General features: G+C 72.2%; 15 protein-coding genes. 4 read left to right on the top strand and 11 right to left on the bottom strand.

Features of this window, described 5'->3' with window-relative positions:
- Positions 1-17 precede the first annotated feature (17 nt).
- Positions 18-665, top strand: coding sequence for a hypothetical protein (locus tag ABD733_RS13580; protein WP_344797111.1), 648 nt, complete (start codon positions 18-20; stop codon positions 663-665).
- A gap of 34 nt (positions 666-699) precedes the next feature.
- Here the strand turns inward: ABD733_RS13580 and ABD733_RS13575 are convergent, their stop codons facing one another.
- Complete coding sequence (locus tag ABD733_RS13575) at positions 700-1,248, bottom strand: dihydrofolate reductase family protein (protein ID WP_344797109.1); 549 nt, start codon at positions 1,246-1,248, stop codon at positions 700-702.
- A 10-nt stretch (positions 1,249-1,258) separates the two neighbouring features.
- Positions 1,259-2,449 carry a glycosyltransferase gene (locus tag ABD733_RS13570; RefSeq protein WP_344797107.1) on the bottom strand — a complete coding sequence of 397 codons (1,191 nt, stop codon included), beginning with the start codon at positions 2,447-2,449 and terminating at the stop codon, positions 1,259-1,261.
- A gap of 61 nt (positions 2,450-2,510) precedes the next feature.
- Between ABD733_RS13570 and glgX the strand changes: the two genes are divergently transcribed.
- Positions 2,511-4,538: a glycogen debranching protein GlgX gene (gene glgX, locus ABD733_RS13565; RefSeq protein WP_344797105.1), complete on the top strand. Its 2,028-nt coding sequence runs from the start codon at positions 2,511-2,513 to the stop codon at positions 4,536-4,538.
- A gap of 155 nt (positions 4,539-4,693) precedes the next feature.
- Positions 4,694-5,206, top strand: a complete 513-nt coding sequence (locus ABD733_RS13560) for a GNAT family N-acetyltransferase (protein ID WP_344797103.1) — start codon at positions 4,694-4,696, stop codon at positions 5,204-5,206.
- 15 nt (positions 5,207-5,221) lie between these two features.
- On the opposite strand, the gene ABD733_RS13555 is transcribed toward ABD733_RS13560, so the two are convergent.
- From ABD733_RS13555 to ABD733_RS13515, 9 genes are all read right to left on the bottom strand, one after another.
- On the bottom strand, positions 5,222-6,052 hold the full coding sequence (locus ABD733_RS13555) for a DUF429 domain-containing protein (protein ID WP_344797101.1): 831 nt from the start codon (positions 6,050-6,052) through the stop codon (positions 5,222-5,224).
- A gap of 60 nt (positions 6,053-6,112) precedes the next feature.
- The gene (locus tag ABD733_RS13550; RefSeq protein WP_344797099.1) at positions 6,113-6,796 is read right to left on the bottom strand and encodes a response regulator; all 684 of its coding nucleotides are present in this window, start codon (positions 6,794-6,796) and stop codon (positions 6,113-6,115) included.
- Entirely contained in the window at positions 6,793-9,282 is a 2,490-nt protein-coding gene (locus ABD733_RS13545) for an ATP-binding protein (RefSeq protein WP_344797097.1), read from the bottom strand. The genes ABD733_RS13550 and ABD733_RS13545 overlap by 4 nt, the downstream gene beginning before the upstream one ends.
- Positions 9,283-9,316: 34 nt before the next feature.
- The gene (gene kdpC, locus ABD733_RS13540; RefSeq protein ID WP_344797095.1) at positions 9,317-9,919 is read right to left on the bottom strand and encodes a potassium-transporting ATPase subunit KdpC; all 603 of its coding nucleotides are present in this window, start codon (positions 9,917-9,919) and stop codon (positions 9,317-9,319) included.
- Between the two features lie 11 nt (positions 9,920-9,930).
- Positions 9,931-12,069 carry a potassium-transporting ATPase subunit KdpB gene (kdpB, locus tag ABD733_RS13535; RefSeq protein ID WP_344797093.1) on the bottom strand — a complete coding sequence of 713 codons (2,139 nt, stop codon included), beginning with the start codon at positions 12,067-12,069 and terminating at the stop codon, positions 9,931-9,933.
- Positions 12,069-13,757 carry a potassium-transporting ATPase subunit KdpA gene (gene kdpA, locus ABD733_RS13530; RefSeq protein WP_344797091.1) on the bottom strand — a complete coding sequence of 563 codons (1,689 nt, stop codon included), beginning with the start codon at positions 13,755-13,757 and terminating at the stop codon, positions 12,069-12,071. The genes kdpB and kdpA overlap by 1 nt, the downstream gene beginning before the upstream one ends.
- The gene (gene kdpF / locus ABD733_RS13525) at positions 13,757-13,834 is read right to left on the bottom strand and encodes a K(+)-transporting ATPase subunit F (protein WP_344798004.1); all 78 of its coding nucleotides are present in this window, start codon (positions 13,832-13,834) and stop codon (positions 13,757-13,759) included. Before kdpF ends, kdpA begins: the two co-directional genes overlap by 1 nt.
- Positions 13,831-13,971 carry a hypothetical protein gene (locus ABD733_RS13520; protein ID WP_344798033.1) on the bottom strand — a complete coding sequence of 47 codons (141 nt, stop codon included), beginning with the start codon at positions 13,969-13,971 and terminating at the stop codon, positions 13,831-13,833. Before ABD733_RS13520 ends, kdpF begins: the two co-directional genes overlap by 4 nt.
- A gap of 209 nt (positions 13,972-14,180) precedes the next feature.
- The gene (locus tag ABD733_RS13515; RefSeq protein WP_344797089.1) at positions 14,181-15,752 is read right to left on the bottom strand and encodes an LPXTG cell wall anchor domain-containing protein; all 1,572 of its coding nucleotides are present in this window, start codon (positions 15,750-15,752) and stop codon (positions 14,181-14,183) included.
- Between the two features lie 215 nt (positions 15,753-15,967).
- Between ABD733_RS13515 and ABD733_RS13510 the strand changes: the two genes are divergently transcribed.
- A complete protein-coding gene (locus tag ABD733_RS13510) occupies positions 15,968-17,107 on the top strand; it encodes a VIT1/CCC1 transporter family protein (protein ID WP_344797087.1) in 1,140 nt (379 codons plus the stop codon).
- Positions 17,108-17,138 lie beyond the last annotated feature (31 nt).

Below are 17,138 nucleotides of genomic sequence, written 5' to 3'. Positions count from 1 at the left end.
CGGGGCTACGGTGAGCCATGCGCAGACGCGGGGCGGGCAGGATGCTGCTGGTCGGCTGCGCCCTCGTGGCGACTGCTCTGTGCGCGACGGCCTGCACGGCCACTCCGCCGGACGCTGCGGCGAGCGTCGCCCCCGCCGCCGCCCAGCCGACCCCGGTCCCCTCGGCGTCGATGCCCGTAGGCGTGTCCACCGGTGCGGGCCCGTACCTCGTGGTCGCCGGCGGCTCGCCGGTCAGATGGGCCGACGCCTCCACGACGCTCCGGCCGATCACGAAGGCTCCGGGGCTCGTCGTGTCGCCGGAGGCGGCCTACGAGACCATCGAGACCGAGTTCCAGAGCGTCGTCGAGCACCAGATGCTCACCGCGGAGCCGACAGCCCAGCTCGTGAGCTACTCCGACTCGGCGATCGGCTTCACCACGCCGCTGGGCGTCCGGGCTCCGGAGGGCGGGAAGACCGCGGCCTGGGTGTTCCGCCTCCCGGTGACGCAGCGCGACTACGCCCTGGTAGGGAGTGACGCGCCGCCCGTGCAGCCGCTCGGCGGGTGTGAGGCGTACTTCGTGGTCACCGCCGTGACGAGCGAGCTCCTGACGCAGGGCCAGCACTGCGATGCTCCCGGCCTCGCGCCCGACGGGCCGTTCGCCGGGGCCGCAGCCGCCGCCGGCTGAGCGCGCGACGGCCGTCGCGCGCGGTCCTCGCCGCCTAGGCCGAGGCCGGCCGGTACGTCAGGATCGCCACGCCCGTCGCGGTGACATCCGACTTCACGAGCTCGAGTGCCCGAGGGGTCGCGGCATCGGCCCAGAGTCGCTTGCCCGCGCCCTGCACGACCGGGAACACCATGAGCCGGTACTCGTCGATCAGCCCGGCCCCGCTGAGTGAATTGAACAGATCGGCGCTGCCGTTGACGAGAAGCGATCCTGTCGCCTCGTCGGCCTTCAGAGCGGTCACGGCCGCGACGACGTCGCCCTCGAGTGCTCTTGCGTTCCACCGGAGGTCGGCGGGGGTCGACGTGGCCACCCACTTCGGCATCGAGTTCATCTTCACGCCGAACTCGCCGGTCTCGGCCTCCATCCGCGGCCACGCGTCGGAGAAGCCCTCGTAGGTCACCCGGCCGAGGAGCAGCGCGTCCGCCTCCATGAGGTTCGCGAACTGGAACGCCTGGAGCTCCTCGCCGAAGAAGGGGCCCGACCAGGCCGGCTCCTCGAAGACCCCGTCCAGGGTCACGTACTCGACTGCGACGATGCGGCTCATGGCCACGAACCTAGCGGAGGGCGAGCTCGTGGCGGTAGACGGCGACGAGGGCGTCGGCGGAGTGCGCCCAGCTGAGGCCGGTGGCGCGGACGCGGGCGGTGATCGCGAGAGACTCCTGCAGTGCGGGGTCGTCGAGGATCCTGCTGATCGCGTCTGCCCACGCTGCCGGCTCGCGCGACCTCAGGACGATGCCGGTCACCCCGTCGACGACGGCCTCGCGCAGCCCGCCGGCGGCAGCGGCGACGACCGGGGTGCCACAGGCCGCGGCCTCGAGGGCCACCAGGCCGTACGTCTCGGAGTGCGAGGGGATGGCGACGACGGCGGCCTCGGCGAGCAGGGCCGCCAGCTCGGTGCGCGACTGCGGCCCGACGAAGCGCACGGCCTCGCCGACGCCCCGCGCTCGGGCCAGCTCGCTGAGCTCGCCCGGGTAGGAGCGGTAGTCGACCGACTCCTCGCCCGCGACGACGAGCAGGGGGCGCGACTCGGCGGGGATCAGGCCGAGCGCCTCGATGGCCAGGTCGAAGCCCTTGAGCGGGTCGAGGCGGCCGGCGACGACGACGTACGGCGTCGCCGAGCGGGGCCGGAGCCGGAAGACCTCGGAGTCGACGCCGGGCGAGACCACGCGGACGCGCTCGGCGTCGCCGCCCAGCCGACGCACGACGGTCTCCGCCTCGGCCGCGCTGATCGCGATGACCGCGTCGGACTCCTTCGCGAGCCACGCCTCGCCCGCCAGGCGGCCCGGAGACTCGGGGCGCTCGCCGTCCGAGAGGGGCGAGGACGGGTCGGCGGCGATGGAGTGGAAGCTCTGGAGGTGGGGCAGCGCGTGCTCGCGGGTGAAGGGCAGCGCCGCCATGCCCGAGAACCAGTGGTGCGAGTGCACGATGTCGTACGGGCCGAACGCCTCCATGGCCTGGCGGAACTCGTCGACGTACTCCTCGTGCCGCCCCTTGGCCTGCGGCGCCGGCGGCCCCGCGTCCAGGAAGCGCAGGACGACGTTCTCGCCGAGCTCGGTCTCGGCGGGCTGCTCCGTCGAGGACCGCCTGGTCAGCACCTCGACGGCGTGCCCCAGAGCACCGAGCGCGAGGGCCTGGTTGCGCACGACGACGTTCATGCCCCCGGCGTCGCCGATCCCAGGATCGGAGGCCGGTGAGGTGTGCAGGCAGACGAGAGCGATCCGCAGGGGCGGCGTGAGGGTGGGCACGGATCGAGGCTATCGGGGGACACCCGTGCGAGCGCACAGCCGCCGCCCGTAGAAAAGACCCATGACCACCTCTTACCCGTACCCGCTCGGCGTCCGCCTCGTCGACGGCGGCGTCTCCGTCGCCGTCTACTCCGAGACCGCCACCGTCGTCTACTTCTGCGCCTTCGACGACGACGGGACCGAGATCCGCACCGTCCTCGACGAGCGCACCGGCTACGTGTTCCACGGCTTCGTCCCCGACGTCACCACCGGCACCCGCTACGGCTTCCGGGCCGACGGCGCCTGGGATCCCGAGAACGGCGTCCGCCACGACGAGGCCAAGCTGCTGCTCGACCCGCACGCCCGCGCCATCGAGGGCGACTACCAGTGGGGCCAGGCCCTCTTCTCGCACGAGTTCGACGACCCGACCGTGATGAACATCGAGGACTCCGCGCCGTTCATGCCCCGCTGCGTCGTCACCGACGACTCCTTCGACTGGGCCGGCGACACCTCGCCCGAGATCCCGCTCGACGAGACCGTCGTCTACGAGGTCCACGTGAAGGGCTTCACGAAGCAGCACCCCGAGGTGCCGGAGGAGATCCGCGGCACCTACGCCGGGCTGGCCCATCCTGCGGCCATCAAGCACCTCACCGACCTCGGCGTGACGAGCGTCGAGCTGCTGCCCGTGCACCAGTTCGTGCAGGACGACAACCTCGGCGACAAGGGCCTCCGCAACTACTGGGGCTACAACACCATCGGGTTCTTCGCCCCGCACAACGAGTACAGCTCGGCCGGCCAGGGCGGCGAGCAGGTCGCCGAGTTCAAGGCCATGGTCAAGGCCCTGCACGACGCCGGGCTCGAGGTCATCCTCGACGTGGTGTTCAACCACACTGCCGAGGGCAACGACATGGGCCCGACGCTCTCGCTCAAGGGCCTCGACAACTCCGCGTACTACCGCCTCGTCGACGGCGACCAGGGCCACTACTTCGACACCACCGGCACCGGCAACTCGCTGAACGTCGGGCACCCGGCCGCCCTCCGCCTCATCATGGACAGCCTCCGCTACTGGGTGACCGAGATGCACGTCGACGGCTTCCGCTTCGACCTCGCCACGACGCTGACCCGCCAGGACGGCGACGCCGAGAAGCACTCCGCCTTCCTCGACCTGTGCCACCAGGATCCGGTGCTCGCGCCGGTCAAGCTGATCGCCGAGCCCTGGGACACCGCCGGCTACCAGGTCGGCGGCTTCCCGGCCGACTGGTCGGAGTGGAACGGCAAGTTCCGCGACGACACCCGCGAGTACTGGGGTGAGGGCGACGTGCTCGGGACCTTCTCGCAGCGCGTCATGGGCAGCCCCGACGTCTACCAGGCCGACCGCCGGTCGCCGCTCGCCTCGGTCAACTTCGTGACCGCGCACGACGGCTTCACGCTCCGCGACCTCACCTCGTACGCCGAGAAGCACAACGAGGCCAACGGCGAGGACAACAACGACGGCGAGAGCAACAACGCCTCGTTCAACGGCGGCATCGAGGGCGACACCGACGACGGGGCCGTGCTCGCCTGGCGCGGCCGCCAGCAGCGGAACCTCCTCGGCACCCTCCTGCTCTCGGCCGGCGTGCCGATGATCCTCGGCGGCGACGAGCTCGGGCGCACCCAGGGCGGCAACAACAACGCCTACTGCCAGGACAACGAGGTGTCGTGGTTCGACTGGGCGTCCGTCGACACCGACCTGCTCGCCTTCACGACCTCGCTGATCAGCCTCCGTCGCGAGAACCCTGCGCTCCGACCCCTCTGGTTCCGCACCGCTCCGGCCGATTCCCTGCTCCGCACCGTCGAGGTGCTCGCGGCCGACGCGCAGGCGTTCGAGGACGAGGACTGGCAGGATCCCGAGAACCGCGCCGTGACGTTCGTCCTCGGCCACCAGGGAGCCGACACGTTCGCGCTCCTGATGAACGCGGCCCGCAACGGCGTCGAGTTCACCGTGCCCGAGGCGCCCTTCGGCGAGTGGGAGCTGGCGCTGTCGAGCGATCCCGAGCAGCAGGTGTCGTCGCCGACGACCACGCTGATCGTGCGCGACGCGTCGTTCACGCTGCTGCGCTCGCGGGCCTGAGCTCGGGCTGGCGCCGCGGCTCGGCTCGCGCCGGGCTGCGGCGCCACGGGACGGCCACCGCACCGCGCCGCGGCATGATGCGGTGGCCGTCTTGCCGCACCGTCGGGCCGCGCCGGCAGGCGGCGGGCGCCGATCCTGCCGCCTAGGCTGTCAGGATGCGAAGCAGCACCGTCACCATCCGCTCCGTCACCGAGGAGGACTGGCGCGAGTTCCGGGGGCTCCGACTCCGCATGCTCGAAGACACCCCGATCGCGTTCGGTGAGACGCTCGAGCACGCGCTCCGCCTGCCGGAGTCCGAGTGGCGGATGCGCGGGCGTCGAGGCCTGGAGCCGCGCTCGGCGCTCTTCGTCGCCATCGACGACGCCACCATGGAGTGGGTCGGCACGATGGGCGGCTACGTCCCGCCGACCGGCGCTCCGCTGCTCGTCGGCGTGTTCGTCGCGCCCGAGTACCGCGGGGCCGCGGCCGGGGTGGCCGACCGGCTGCTGGCGGAGGTCGTCGACTGGGCCCGCGACTACGGCACCGAGCTCGCGCTGCACGTGCACGAGGCGAATCCGCGAGCGATCCGGTACTACGAGCGCCACGGGTTCGCCAACACCGGCCGCCGTCTCACCTACGAGCTCGCTCCCGGCGGCCTCGAGTGGGAGATGACCCGCCCCCTCGCCTGAGGCACGCGCCGCGGGTCAGGGGAGGCGCTGCGACTCGCGGGTCGGAGCGACGATGGTCGCGGGGCGGCCGGCGGGATCCTGCGGGTCGTCCCGCCCCAGGATCTGCACCCGCGCCTCGCCGTGCCGGAACCACAGCGACGCCGTCCAGGCGCAGATCGCCGCGTCGATCAGGTCTTCGCGGTGCTTGTGGGCGGGCCCTGGGAGCGGCGCCGGCTCGTCGATCAGCGTCTTCGTGAGGGGGTGCGACCCGAGCAGCAGCGGCGGGTCGAGCGTCTCGAGCCGGCGCAGGCGCCGGACCAGCTCGTCGGTGGCGACCGCCCGGTCGGCGCGGGCGAGCGCCGGCGCGACGCCCTTCGGCAGGCGCTTGTAGCGGGGCCGCTCGTCGTCGTAGCCGAGCTCCTCGATGCCGACGATGGTCGTGTACGGATAGCACTCGAACATCACGCGGTCGACCGGCGCAGGATCGGCCATTCCCGACACGACCCGGAATCCCGCGCCCTCGAGGCGGTCCCGCAGCGTCACGCCGCCCAGCCACTTCAGCGCCTGGTTGCTGGCGTTGGCCGCGACCTTCCAGCGCCCGTACGCCCGGCCGACCTGCTTCTCCGACTCGCGCATGCCGGTGGCGTTCGGCACGACGAGGGGCGCGTCGATCGCGACGACGGCGGCCTGCGGTTCGCCGCCCGTGGTCGTGGCGCGCAGGATCCAGGACGCCACGGCCTCGACGCCGCGCTCCCAGCCCGCGTCGAGCACCCGCCCGGCGGGGTCGATGACGCACAGGCCCGTCTCGTTCGCGGGCCTGGTCGCGGAGCCCTCGGCCCAGGCCAGGTCGACGCCCACGAACAGCATGGGGACAGTCTGCCCCGGGCCGCTGCTCGCGCGCTGGGCTCGGGCCCGCAGCAGCGGCCGCTACTCCGGCACGAACCGGTAGCCCATCCCCTGCTCGGTCACGAAGTAGCGCGGCTGCGCCGGCACCGGCTCGAGCTTCTTGCGCAGCTGCGCCAGGTACAGCCGGAGGTACCCGGTGTCGCGGCTGTGGTTCGGGCCCCACACCTGCGTGAGCATGGCCTCGCGCGTGATGAGCTTGCCCGGGTTCTGCACCAGGAGCTCGAGCAGCCGCCACTCCGTCGGGGTCAGCCGGATCGACCCGCCCTCGGGCGTCGTGCGGGTGACGGTGTGCGCGGCGAAGTCGACCGCGACCTCGCCGAAGCGCACGGCGGGGGAGTCGGGCGCCGCGACGACCCGGCGGGTGAGGGCGCGGATGCGGGCGAGCAGCTCGTCCATCGCGAAGGGCTTCGTGACGTAGTCGTCGGCGCCGGCGTCGAGGGCGTCGACCTTGTCGGCGGCACCGGTCCGGCCGGACACGACGAGGATCGGCACCTGCGACCAGCCGCGGAGCCCCTCGATCACCTGCACCCCGTCGAGCTTCGGCATGCCGAGGTCGAGCATGACGACGTCGGGGTGGTGCGCGATCGCCTCGCCGAGGGCGGAGGCGCCGTCGGAGGCGGTGATGACGTCGTAGCCGCTCGCCCCCAGCGTGACCTTCAGCGCGCGGATGATCTGCGGGTCGTCGTCGGCGATCAGGATCTTCATGCGGTGGCCTCGTGTTCGGCGAGGGGCAGCGACACGACCATGGTCAACCCGCCGCCCGGGGTGTCGTCGGTCGTCAGGGTGCCGCCCATGCCCTCGGTGAACCCCTTCGAGAGGGCCAGGCCGAGGCCGAGGCCGGTGGTGTTGTCGGTGTCTCCGAGGCGCTGGAAGGGGACGAAGACCTCGTCGCGCCGCTCGGCGCTGATGCCGGGGCCGTGGTCGGCGATCCTGATCTCGACCCGCTCGGCGAAGGCCGACGCCGACACCCGCACGCGCGTGCCCTCGGGCGAGTAGCGGATGCCGTTGTCGAGGAGGTTGACCACGACCCGCTGCAGGAGGACGGCGTCGGCCAGCGCCGGCGGGAGGTCTTCGCCGAGACCGAGCTCGACCTCGTCGGGGCCGAGCCCCAGTTCGTCGAGGGAGCCCAGGATGACGTCGTCGACGTCGATCCGCCCGAGCGAGACCGCCAGGACCCCGGCCTGCACCCGGCTCACGTCGAGCAGGTTGGTGACGAGGGTCGCGAGCGAGTCGAGGCTCTCTTGAGCGGTGGCGAGCAGCTCGTCGCGGTCGGCCTCCGAGCGGACCATGCCGGGCGAGCGCAGACCGCTGACGGCGGCGGTCGCGCTGGCGAGCGGCCGGCGGAGGTCGTGGCCGACGGCGGCGAGGAGTGCCGTGCGCATCTGGTCGGCGGCGGCGAGGGGCGCGACCTCCTCGGCCGTCCGGGCCAGCTCGCTGTGCTCGAGCGCGGCGTCGATCTGGGTCGAGATCACGGCGAACAGCCGGCGGTCGTCGAGCGAGATCGGCGGGCCGTGCAGCTCGATGGTGCCGTGCTCGCCGGAGGGCACGCTCGTGACGGGGTCGCCCGGGGTCTCGTCGCCCGACGACGAGACGAGCGCCCCGTTGCTCAGCACCGCCACCCGCGACAGCCCGAACGCCTCCCGGGTGCGGGCGAGGAGCGCCTCGAGAGCGTCTTGACCGCGGAGCACGCTGCCGGCGATCGTCGCGAGGAGCTCCGACTCGGCCAGGGCGCGGGCCGCCGAGCGCGTGCGGCGGGCCGCCTGGTCGACCACGTAGCTGACGAGGAGGGCGTTCACCACGTAGAGCGCCAGCGCCAGGAGGTGCAGGGGTCTCGCGATCGTCACGCTGTAGAGCGGGTCGACGAAGAAGAAGTCGAGCGTGAACCCCGACAGGATGGCCGCGAACAGCGCCGGCCAGATGCCGCCGACGAGCGCGACCACGACGACGACCAGCTGGAAGGCGAGGACGTCGCTGGTGAGCGACTCGGGCGAGCGGAGCGTGACGAGCAGCAGGGTCGCCAGCGGCCCGAGCAGGAGGGCGAGGCCGAAGCCGACGAGGCGCCGGGCGAGCGTGAGCGACCCGCCGATGCGCGGCAGCGTGAAGGTGCCGCCCGCGCGGGAGTGCGTCACGATGTGGACGTCGATGAGCCCCGACTCGCGGATCACCGTGGCGCCGATGCCGGGGCCGGTCAGGGCCGCGGCGATGCGGCCGCGCCGGCTGACTCCGATCACGAGCTGCGTCGCGTTCTGCGCCTTGGCGAAGTCGACGAGGGTGCGCGGGATGTCGTCGCCGAGCACCTGGTGGTAGCTGCCGCCGAGCTTCTCGGCGAGCGAGCGCTGGGCCGCGAGGGCTCCCGGGTGGGCGTCGGCGAGGCCGTCCTGCCGGCTCACGTGCACGACGATCAGCTCGCCGCCGGCCGACCTGGCCGCGATCCTGGCGCCGCGACGGATGAGGGTCTCGCCCTCCGGCCCGCCGGTCAGGGCGACCACGACGCGCTCGCGGGCCTCCCACTTGTTGTCGATGCCGTGCTCGGCCCGGTAGGCCTTGAGCGCGGAGTCGACCTCGTCGGCCAGCCAGAGCAGGGCGAGCTCGCGGAGCGCGGTGAGGTTGCCGAGCCGGAAGTAGTTCGACAGCGCGGCGTCGATGCGGGCCGCCGGGTAGACGTTGCCCTCGGCGAGCCGGTCGCGGAGCGCCTGCGGGGCGAGGTCGACGACCTCGATCTGGTCGGCCGAGCGCAGCACCCGGTCGGGGATCGTCTCGCGCTGGGGCGCCCCGGTGATCTGCTCGACCACGTCGGAGAGCGACTCGACGTGCTGCACGTTGACGGTCGAGACCACGTCGATGCCCGCGGCCAGGAGGGCGTCGACATCCTGCCAGCGCTTCTCGTGGCGGCTGCCGGGGGCGTTCGTGTGGGCCAGCTCGTCGACGAGCGCGACGTCGGGCGCCCTGGCGATCACCGCGTCGAGGTCGAGCTCGTCGAGCTGCAGGCCGCGATGAGAGCGCAGGATCCGCGGCACCACCTCGAGCCCCTCGACGAGCGCCGCCGTGGCAGCCCGGCCGTGCGTCTCGACCACGGCCACCACGACGTCGCGCCCGTCGGCCCGGAGGTGGGCGCCCTCCTCGAGCATCGCGTAGGTCTTGCCCACGCCGGGGGCGGCGCCGAGCAGCACCCGCAGTCGCCCCTTCTTCATGGCGTGTTCCTCTCTGGAGAGACCGGTCGGAGGGTCAGAGCCTCGCCAGAGCGAGGTTGAGCTCGAGCACGTTCACCGTCTGCTCCCCAAGGTATCCGGCTTCGCGGCCCTCGATCCTCGATTCGACGAGCCTGTGGACAGTCGCCTTCGAGAGGTTCCTGGCGGCGGCGACCCGGTCGACCTGCTGCAGGGCGTAGGCGGGGCTGATGTCGGGGTCGAGGCCCGAGCCGGATGCCGTGACGGCGTCGGCGGGGATCGTCGACGCGTCGACGCCGTCCGAGGACGCGACGGCGGCCTTGCGCTCCTTGATCGCCGCGATCAGGTCCTTGTTGTTCGGGCCGTAGTTCGAGGCGCTCGACGCGGTGGCGTCGTACCCGTCGCCGGCGGCGGAGGGGCGCGACTGGAACCACTCCGGCAGGGCGGCGCCCTTCTTCGTGGTGAACGACTGGCCGAGGAGCGACGATCCTGCGGCCTTCCCGTCGGCGGTCTCGACGATCGAGCCGTTCGCCTGGTGCGGGAAGAGCAGCTGGCCGAGGCCCGAGACGGCTGCGGTGTAGGCGATGCCGAGCACGACGGTGAAGACGAGCATGGCTCGGACGGCCACCCACCACTGGCGGGCGAGAGTGCGTGTGTTCATTGGTGCGTTCCTTAGAAGCCGGGGAGGAGGGAGACGACGAGGTCGATGATCTTGATGCCGATGAACGGCGCGACGATGCCGCCGACGCCGTAGATCAGGAGGTTGCGCGACAGGATCGCCGACGCCGAGGCCGCGCGGTACTTCACGCCGCGGAGGGCGAGCGGGATCAGGAACACGATCACGAGCGCGTTGAAGACGATCGCCGACAGGATCGCGGACGCCGGCGAGTGCAGCTGCATGATGTTGAGCAGCCCGAGCCTGGGGAAGATCCCCGCGAACATCGCCGGGATGATCGCGAAGTACTTCGCCACGTCGTTGGCGATCGAGAAGGTGGTCAGGGCGCCGCGCGTGATCAGGAGCTGCTTGCCGATCCTGACGATGTCGATCAGCTTGGTCGGGTCGGAGTCGAGGTCGACCATGTTGCCGGCCTCCTTCGCGGCCGACGTGCCCGTGTTCATCGCCACGCCGACGTCGGCCTGCGCGAGCGCCGGGGCGTCGTTGGTGCCGTCGCCGGTCATCGCGACGAGGTTGCCGCCCTCCTGCTCGCGCCGGATCAGCGCCAGCTTGTCTTCGGGGGTCGCCTCGGCCAGGAAGTCGTCGACCCCGGCCTCGGCGGCGATCGCGCGGGCCGTGAGCGGGTTGTCTCCCGTGATCATGACCGTGCGGATGCCCATCGTGCGGAGCTCGGCGAAGCGCTCGGCGAGACCGGTCTTGACGACGTCCTTCAGGGCCACGACCCCCAGGATGCGGCCGGTCCCGTCGGCGGAGCGGGTCGCGACGACGAGCGGCGTGCCTCCCGCGTTCGAGATGCGGGTGACGATGCTGTCGAGCTCGTCGCGGGTACGGCCGTCGAGGTCGCCGACCCACGCGGTGACGCTCGATCCTGCGCCCTTCCGGATCTGCGAGCCGTCGGCCAGGTCGAGGCCCGACATGCGGGTCTGCGCCGTGAAGGGGACGATCTCGCCGCGGGGCGCGTCGGGGATCGAGTAGCCGTGCAGCACGGCCAGGTCGACGATCGACTTGCCCTCGGGCGTCGGGTCGGCGAGCGACGAGGTGGCCGCGGCCTCGGTGAGGTCGCGCACGGTCACACCGGAGATCGGGTCGAACGAGGCGGCCTGCCGGTTGCCGTAGGTGATGGTGCCGGTCTTGTCGAGGAGGAGCGTGGTCACGTCGCCGGCGGCCTCGACGGCGCGGCCGGACATCGCGAGCACGTTGCGCTGCACGAGGCGGTCCATGCCGGCGATCCCGATCGCCGAGAGCAGGGCGCCGATCGTGGTCGGGATCAGGCAGACCAGGAGCGCGATCAGCACCGGCACCGAGACGGCCGCGTTCGAGTACGACGCGATCGGGTCGAGCGTGAGCGCCACGACGACGAACACGATCGAGAGCGACGCCAGCAGGATGTTCAGGGCGATCTCGTTCGGCGTCTTCTGCCGGGCGGCGCCCTCGACGAGGCGGATCATCCGGTCGACGAAGGTCTCGCCGGGCTTCGAGGTGATCGTGACGACGATGCGGTCGGAGAGCACCCGGGTGCCGCCGGTGACGGCGCTCCGGTCGCCGCCCGACTCGCGGATCACGGGGGCGGACTCGCCGGTGATGGCCGACTCGTCGACGCTCGCGATGCCCCAGACGATGTCGCCGTCGCCCGGGATCAATTCACCGGCGACCACCACGACGGTGTCGCCGAGAGTCAGGTCGGCGCTCGAGACCTCCTCGGTCTCGGCGTCCTCCGCGGACGGGTCGGCGGACGAGTAGCCGCGGACGCGCTGTGCCGACGTCGAGGTGCGGGTCTTGCGGAGGCTCTCCGCCTGCGCCTTGCCGCGGCCCTCGGCGACCGACTCCGCGAGGTTCGCGAAGACGACGGTGAGCCAGAGCCAGACCGCGATCGCCCAGGTGAACGAGCCCGGGACGACCGAGCCGCCCGAGGTTCCGGGGCCGCCGGTGAACGGCTCCGCGATCGCGAGGACGGTCGTGTAGGCCGCGCCGATCTCGACGATGAACATGACGGGGTTGTGCCACATGGCGCGCGGGTCGAGCTTCTTGAACGCGCCGGGCAGCGCCTCGAGGAGCTGCGCGCCGGTGAAGGCGCTCTTCTTCGAGGTGGGGGCGGGAGCAGGATCCTGCGCCGCTGTCTCAGTGATGGTGGACATTACTTCTGGAGCCCTTCGGCGAGCGGCCCGAGCGCGAGCACGGGGAAGTACGTGAGGGCCGTCACGATGACGGACACCCCGAGGAGGAGACCGACGAACTGCGGTCGGTGGGTGGGCAGCGTCCCCGCGGTGGCGGGCACCTTGTCTTGAGCGGCGAACGAGCCGGCGAGGGCGAGCACGAACACGATCGGCAGGAAGCGTCCGAGGAGCATGACGACGCCGAGCGCGGTGTTCATCCAGGGCGTGTTCGCCGTGATCCCCGCGAACGCGGAGCCGTTGTTGTTCGCCGCGCTGGTGAACGCGTAGAGCACCTCGGTGAGGCCGTGGAGCCCCGGGTTCCAGATGCTCGTGCCGGTCACCGAGGCGCGGACGCCCGGGATCGCGAAGCTGAGCGCGGTACCCGCGAGGGCGAGCGTCGGCGTGATCAGGATGTAGATCGAGGCGAGCTTGATCTCGCGCGGCCCGATCTTCTTGCCGAGGTACTCCGGCGTGCGGCCCACGAGGAGCCCGGCGATGAACACCGTGATGACGGCCAGGATCAGCATGCCGTAGAGGCCCGATCCCGTGCCGCCGGGCGCGACCTCGCCGAACATCATGTTGAGCAGCGCCATCATGCCGCCGAGCGGCGTGAACGAGTCGTGGGCCGAGTCGACCGCACCCGTCGAGGTGAGCGTGGTCGAGGTCGCGAAGAGCGTGGACGACCAGATGCCGAACCGCTGCTCCTTGCCCTCCATCGCCGATCCTGCGAGCTTCGTCGCCGCTCCGGCCCCGCTCAGCTCGAAAGCCGTCATCGCTGCGAGCGACACCGCGTAGATCGAGACCATGACGGCGACGATCGCGTTGCCCTGCCGCTTGTCGCCGACCATCAGGCCGAACGTGCGGGGGAGCGAGAACGGGATCACGAGCATCAGGACGATCTCGAACAGGTTGGTCCAGGCGGTCGGGTTCTCGAACGGGTGGGCGGAGTTCGCGTTGAAGAAGCCGCCGCCGTTGGTGCCGAGCTCCTTGATGGCCTCCTGCGAGGCGACCGGGCCGCCGGGGATCGCGGCGTTCCCGCCGGTGAGAGTGGCGACGTGCGTGAACCCGTTGAAGTTCTGGATCACGCCTCCGGCGATCAGCAGCAGCGAGGTGAGGAACGCCAGAGGCAGGAGGAGACGCAGGATCCCGCGGGTCAGATCGACCCAGAAGTTCCCGAGCGCGCCCGAGCGGACACGTGCGAACCCGCGGATCAGCGCGATCGCGACGGCGATCCCCACGGCCGCCGAGACGAAGTTCTGCACGACGAGGCCGCCGAGCTGGACGGCGTAGCCCATCGTGACGTCGGGCGAGTACGACTGCCAGTTCGTGTTGGTGACGAACGAGGCCGCGGTGTTGAACGACAGGCCCGCGGGGATCGCCGGGAAGCCGAGCGAGTACGGCAGGACGGCCTGGAGCCGCTGCAGCGCGTAGACGAACAGCACGCCCACCGCCGAGAACACCAGGACCCCGCGGAGGTACGAGCGCCAGTTCTGCTCGGCGGACGAGTCCACGCCGATGAGGCGGTAGAAGCCGCGCTCGATCCGCCAGTCGCGCGGAGTTTGATAGATCCAGGCGAGGTAGCGGCCGACCGGCCGGTGGAGCGCCACCAGGATGACGAGGAGCGTGAGGATCTGCAGGAGACCCGCGACGGTGTCGCTGAGCCCCGACATCAGAAGCGCTCGGGTTTCACGAGGGCGTAGACGAGGTAGCCGAGGGCTGCGATCGCCAGGATGGCCGCGACGATCACAGCTTCTCCACCCCCGAGGCCACGAGGGCGATGACCGCGAAGGCGGCCGCCACGACGAGAAGGTAGACGATGTCGAGCACGAGGACTCCTGATTCGATGCCGTCGGATCCGCTCGAAGCGGTCCGCGCCGCGCGCATTCCGCACGGCCAGCACTGATTCGACACCCGCCGCGAGGGGCGCAGCGGGGTCCTCACGGGATCCCTACGGTGGGCCGGGCAACCCTTACGGTTTGCTAACGCGCACGCGAGGGGGCCCGCTCGCGCTGGTGCGCGGGCGGGCCCTCGGGGTGGTGCTGGTGCTTGTCGCTGGTGCTGGTGCTGGTGCTTGTCGCCGGTTGTGCTCGTCGCTACTCGGCGGCGCCGATCAGGCCGTCGCGGCGGCGACGGGTCGCGACCATGAGGCCGATGCCGAGCAGGACGGCGAGGCCGCCCGCGACGACGTACGGCTCGGCGTCGCTGCCCGTGTAGGCCAGGGTCGGGCCCGTGGCGCTCGTCGTGATGACCGGGGCGGCGGCGAGGACGAACTCGACCGTGGCCGACGGGCCGGACAGGACCGGCAGGCCGGTGTTGTCGGAGATCGGGTTGCCGTCTGCGTCGAGGACGCCGGCGATCGCGACCGCCGTGTAGTCGCCCGGCTGGGCGAGCTCGACCGTCACGCTCCAGGTGCCGGAGGCGCCCACGGTGATGTCCTCGTTCTGCGGATCGGACGAGGCGCTCGGGGTTCCGGCCGCGCGCGGGGAGGCGGCCGGTGCCTTCGCGGCGGTCGTGCCGCTGCCCGTGCTGCTGTCGCCGTCGGCCGCTGCGGCCTCCGCCTCGGCCTGGGCGAACGCGCTGGTCGGGGCGATGACGAGGCCGATGCTGGAGCCGGGGGTCCCGGTCCCGGTGAAGGTCACCGACGTGCCGACGATCTTCTCGCCGGCGGTCGGGGACGTGATCGTCGGGTCACCGAGCACGTACGCCGTCTTCGACAGCTGCAGCTTGCTCACGGTCCCGGTGACCGTGACGCGGTACGTGCCGCCCTTCGATCCTGCGGGGAGTCCGAGCAGCTCCGAGAAGGCGCCGTCGGCGTCGGCCGTCGGCGTGGCCACGGTGCTCTCGTAGGCGACGGCCTTGCCGTCCGGACCGGTGACGGTCACGACGAGCGGCTCGTCGGCCGCGAAGCCGGTCGTGGCGAGCCCGATGCCGGCGGTGGTCGCCTCGTCGGCGGTCGGGTAGTCGGGGGTGAGGACGATGCTCCGGCCCTGCGCCTGCACGGGCGGGCTCAGGAAGCTGATCTCGCGGATCACGGGCTCGACGCCGGTCACCGGGTCGCCCGACGCGTCGAGCTCGGCGACGGTCAGCACGGCCTTGGTGATGCCGGGGCCGAGGTCGGCGAAGGAGGTGTCGAGGGTCCAGGTGCCGTCGGTGTCGACGGTCGCCGTGCCCGCGTCGTGGAGGTCGCCGTCAGCGCCGAGGTACTGCACGATCACCGTCGAGCCCGGGAGGCCGGTGCCCGCGAAGGTCGGAGTCGTGGTCGCGGAGGGCTCTCCGTCGACGGGAGTCGTCACGGCGAAGGCCGAGGCGGTGGCGGTGCTCGTGTCGGTGGGGGTCGGCGTCGGCGTGGCCGGGGCCGTCGTCGCCGGAGGCGTCGTGGCGGGAGCCGTCGTGGTCGGGGCCGTCGGCGCAGCGGTGGTCGCGGCCGGGACCGGCGCGGCAGCGACGGTGGCCGACGGGGTCGGCGCGGTCGTGCTCACCGGGGCGGCCGGGGCCGTCGTCGCGGGGGCGGTGGTGTCGGTCGGCGCCGGGACCTCGACCTGCGTCGTGGCGGCGGGCTCGGCCGGGGCTGCGAGGGCGGGGCCGGCCGCGAGGAGGGCGCCGCCGAAGGCGAGCGAGACGACGGCGGGCACGGCGAGTGCCTTCCGCCAGGAGTGCGTGGTCACGTGTGGTCGTCCTTCGTGGCGAGACGTCGTCGTCGCGTGCTCCGCTCGTCCCCCCGGAGCACGTCTCGCGCCCGATCGGGTACGGCCGCGTGCTGAACGTAACCCGTCCGGGGGATCCTGCCAAGTGAATTCTGCACACTGCGCAATGCGGATGCGGCAGGATCGGCGGCGACGCCCCAGGAAGCCGTGATCGGCGCCCCGCTACCCTGGACGTCATGACTGACGTCCGCCAGCCGAGCACCGCCGACATCAAGCGCTGGCGGAGGTACCTCGCCGACGAGAGGGCCGAGGGCGCCGTCTACCGCGACCTCGCCGCCCGCCGAGACGGCGAAGAGCGCGACATCCTGCTCGCGCTCGCCGACGCCGAGGGTCGTCACGAGCAGCACTGGCGCGACCTGCTCGGCGACCGGGTCGGGCGACCGGTCGGGACCGACCTGCGCACGCGCATCCTGGGGGTCCTCGCCCGTCGGTTCGGCTCGGTGTTCGTGCTCGCCCTCGTGCAGGGGGCCGAGGGGCGCTCGCCGTACGCGACCGACGCCGACGCCACCGACGCCATGGCGGCCGACGAGCGCATCCACGGGGAGGTCGTCCGCGGCCTCGCCGAGCGGGGACGCTCTCGTCTCTCGGGCACCTTCCGCGCCGCCGTCTTCGGGGCCAACGACGGCCTCGTCTCGAACCTCGCGCTGATCCTGGGCGTCAGCGCCTCGGGCGCCTCCCACGGCGTCGTGCTCGTCACAGGCCTCTCCGGCCTCCTCGCCGGCGCCCTCTCGATGGGCGCGGGGGAGTACGTCTCCGTCTCGTCGCAGCGGGAGCTCCTCGCCGCGTCGACGCCCGACCCCGAGGCGCAGCATGTCCTGCCGAACCTCGACGTCGACGCCAACGAGCTCGCTCTCGTCTACCGCGCCCGCGGAATGGACGCCGACGATGCGGCCGAGCATGCGCAGGATGTCCTGGCCGCGCTCCAGGTCCGGACGGGCGCGATTGCCGTCCCCACGGCCTCCTCGCAGCTCGCGCCCGTGCTGTCGCCCGCTGACGCCGAGGCCGCTGCCGCCTCCTCGTCGGACGCCCACGAGGCCATCGGCTCGGGCCTCGGCGCCGCCGTGTCGAGCTTCCTGTTCTTCGCGTCGGGGGCGATCATCCCGCTGATCCCGATCCTCTTCGGTGCCACCGGTCTCACCGCGATCATCATCGCGTCGGTGCTCGTCGGCCTCGCCCTCCTCGGGACCGGCGCCATCGTCGGGCTCCTCTCGGGTACCTCGCCGCTCCGTCGCGCGCTGCGTCAGCTCGCGATCGGCTTCGGTGCGGCCGCCGTGACGTACGGCCTGGGCTTCCTGTTCGGTGTGGAGTCGAGCTAGCTGGTGCTCGCTGCGGCTGCTCCTGACGGCG

This window comes from Frondihabitans peucedani (assembly GCF_039537585.1).
Taxonomy (GTDB): Bacteria; Actinomycetota; Actinomycetes; order Actinomycetales; family Microbacteriaceae; genus Frondihabitans; species Frondihabitans peucedani.
This window is presented reverse-complemented; position numbering and strand designations above follow the sequence as displayed.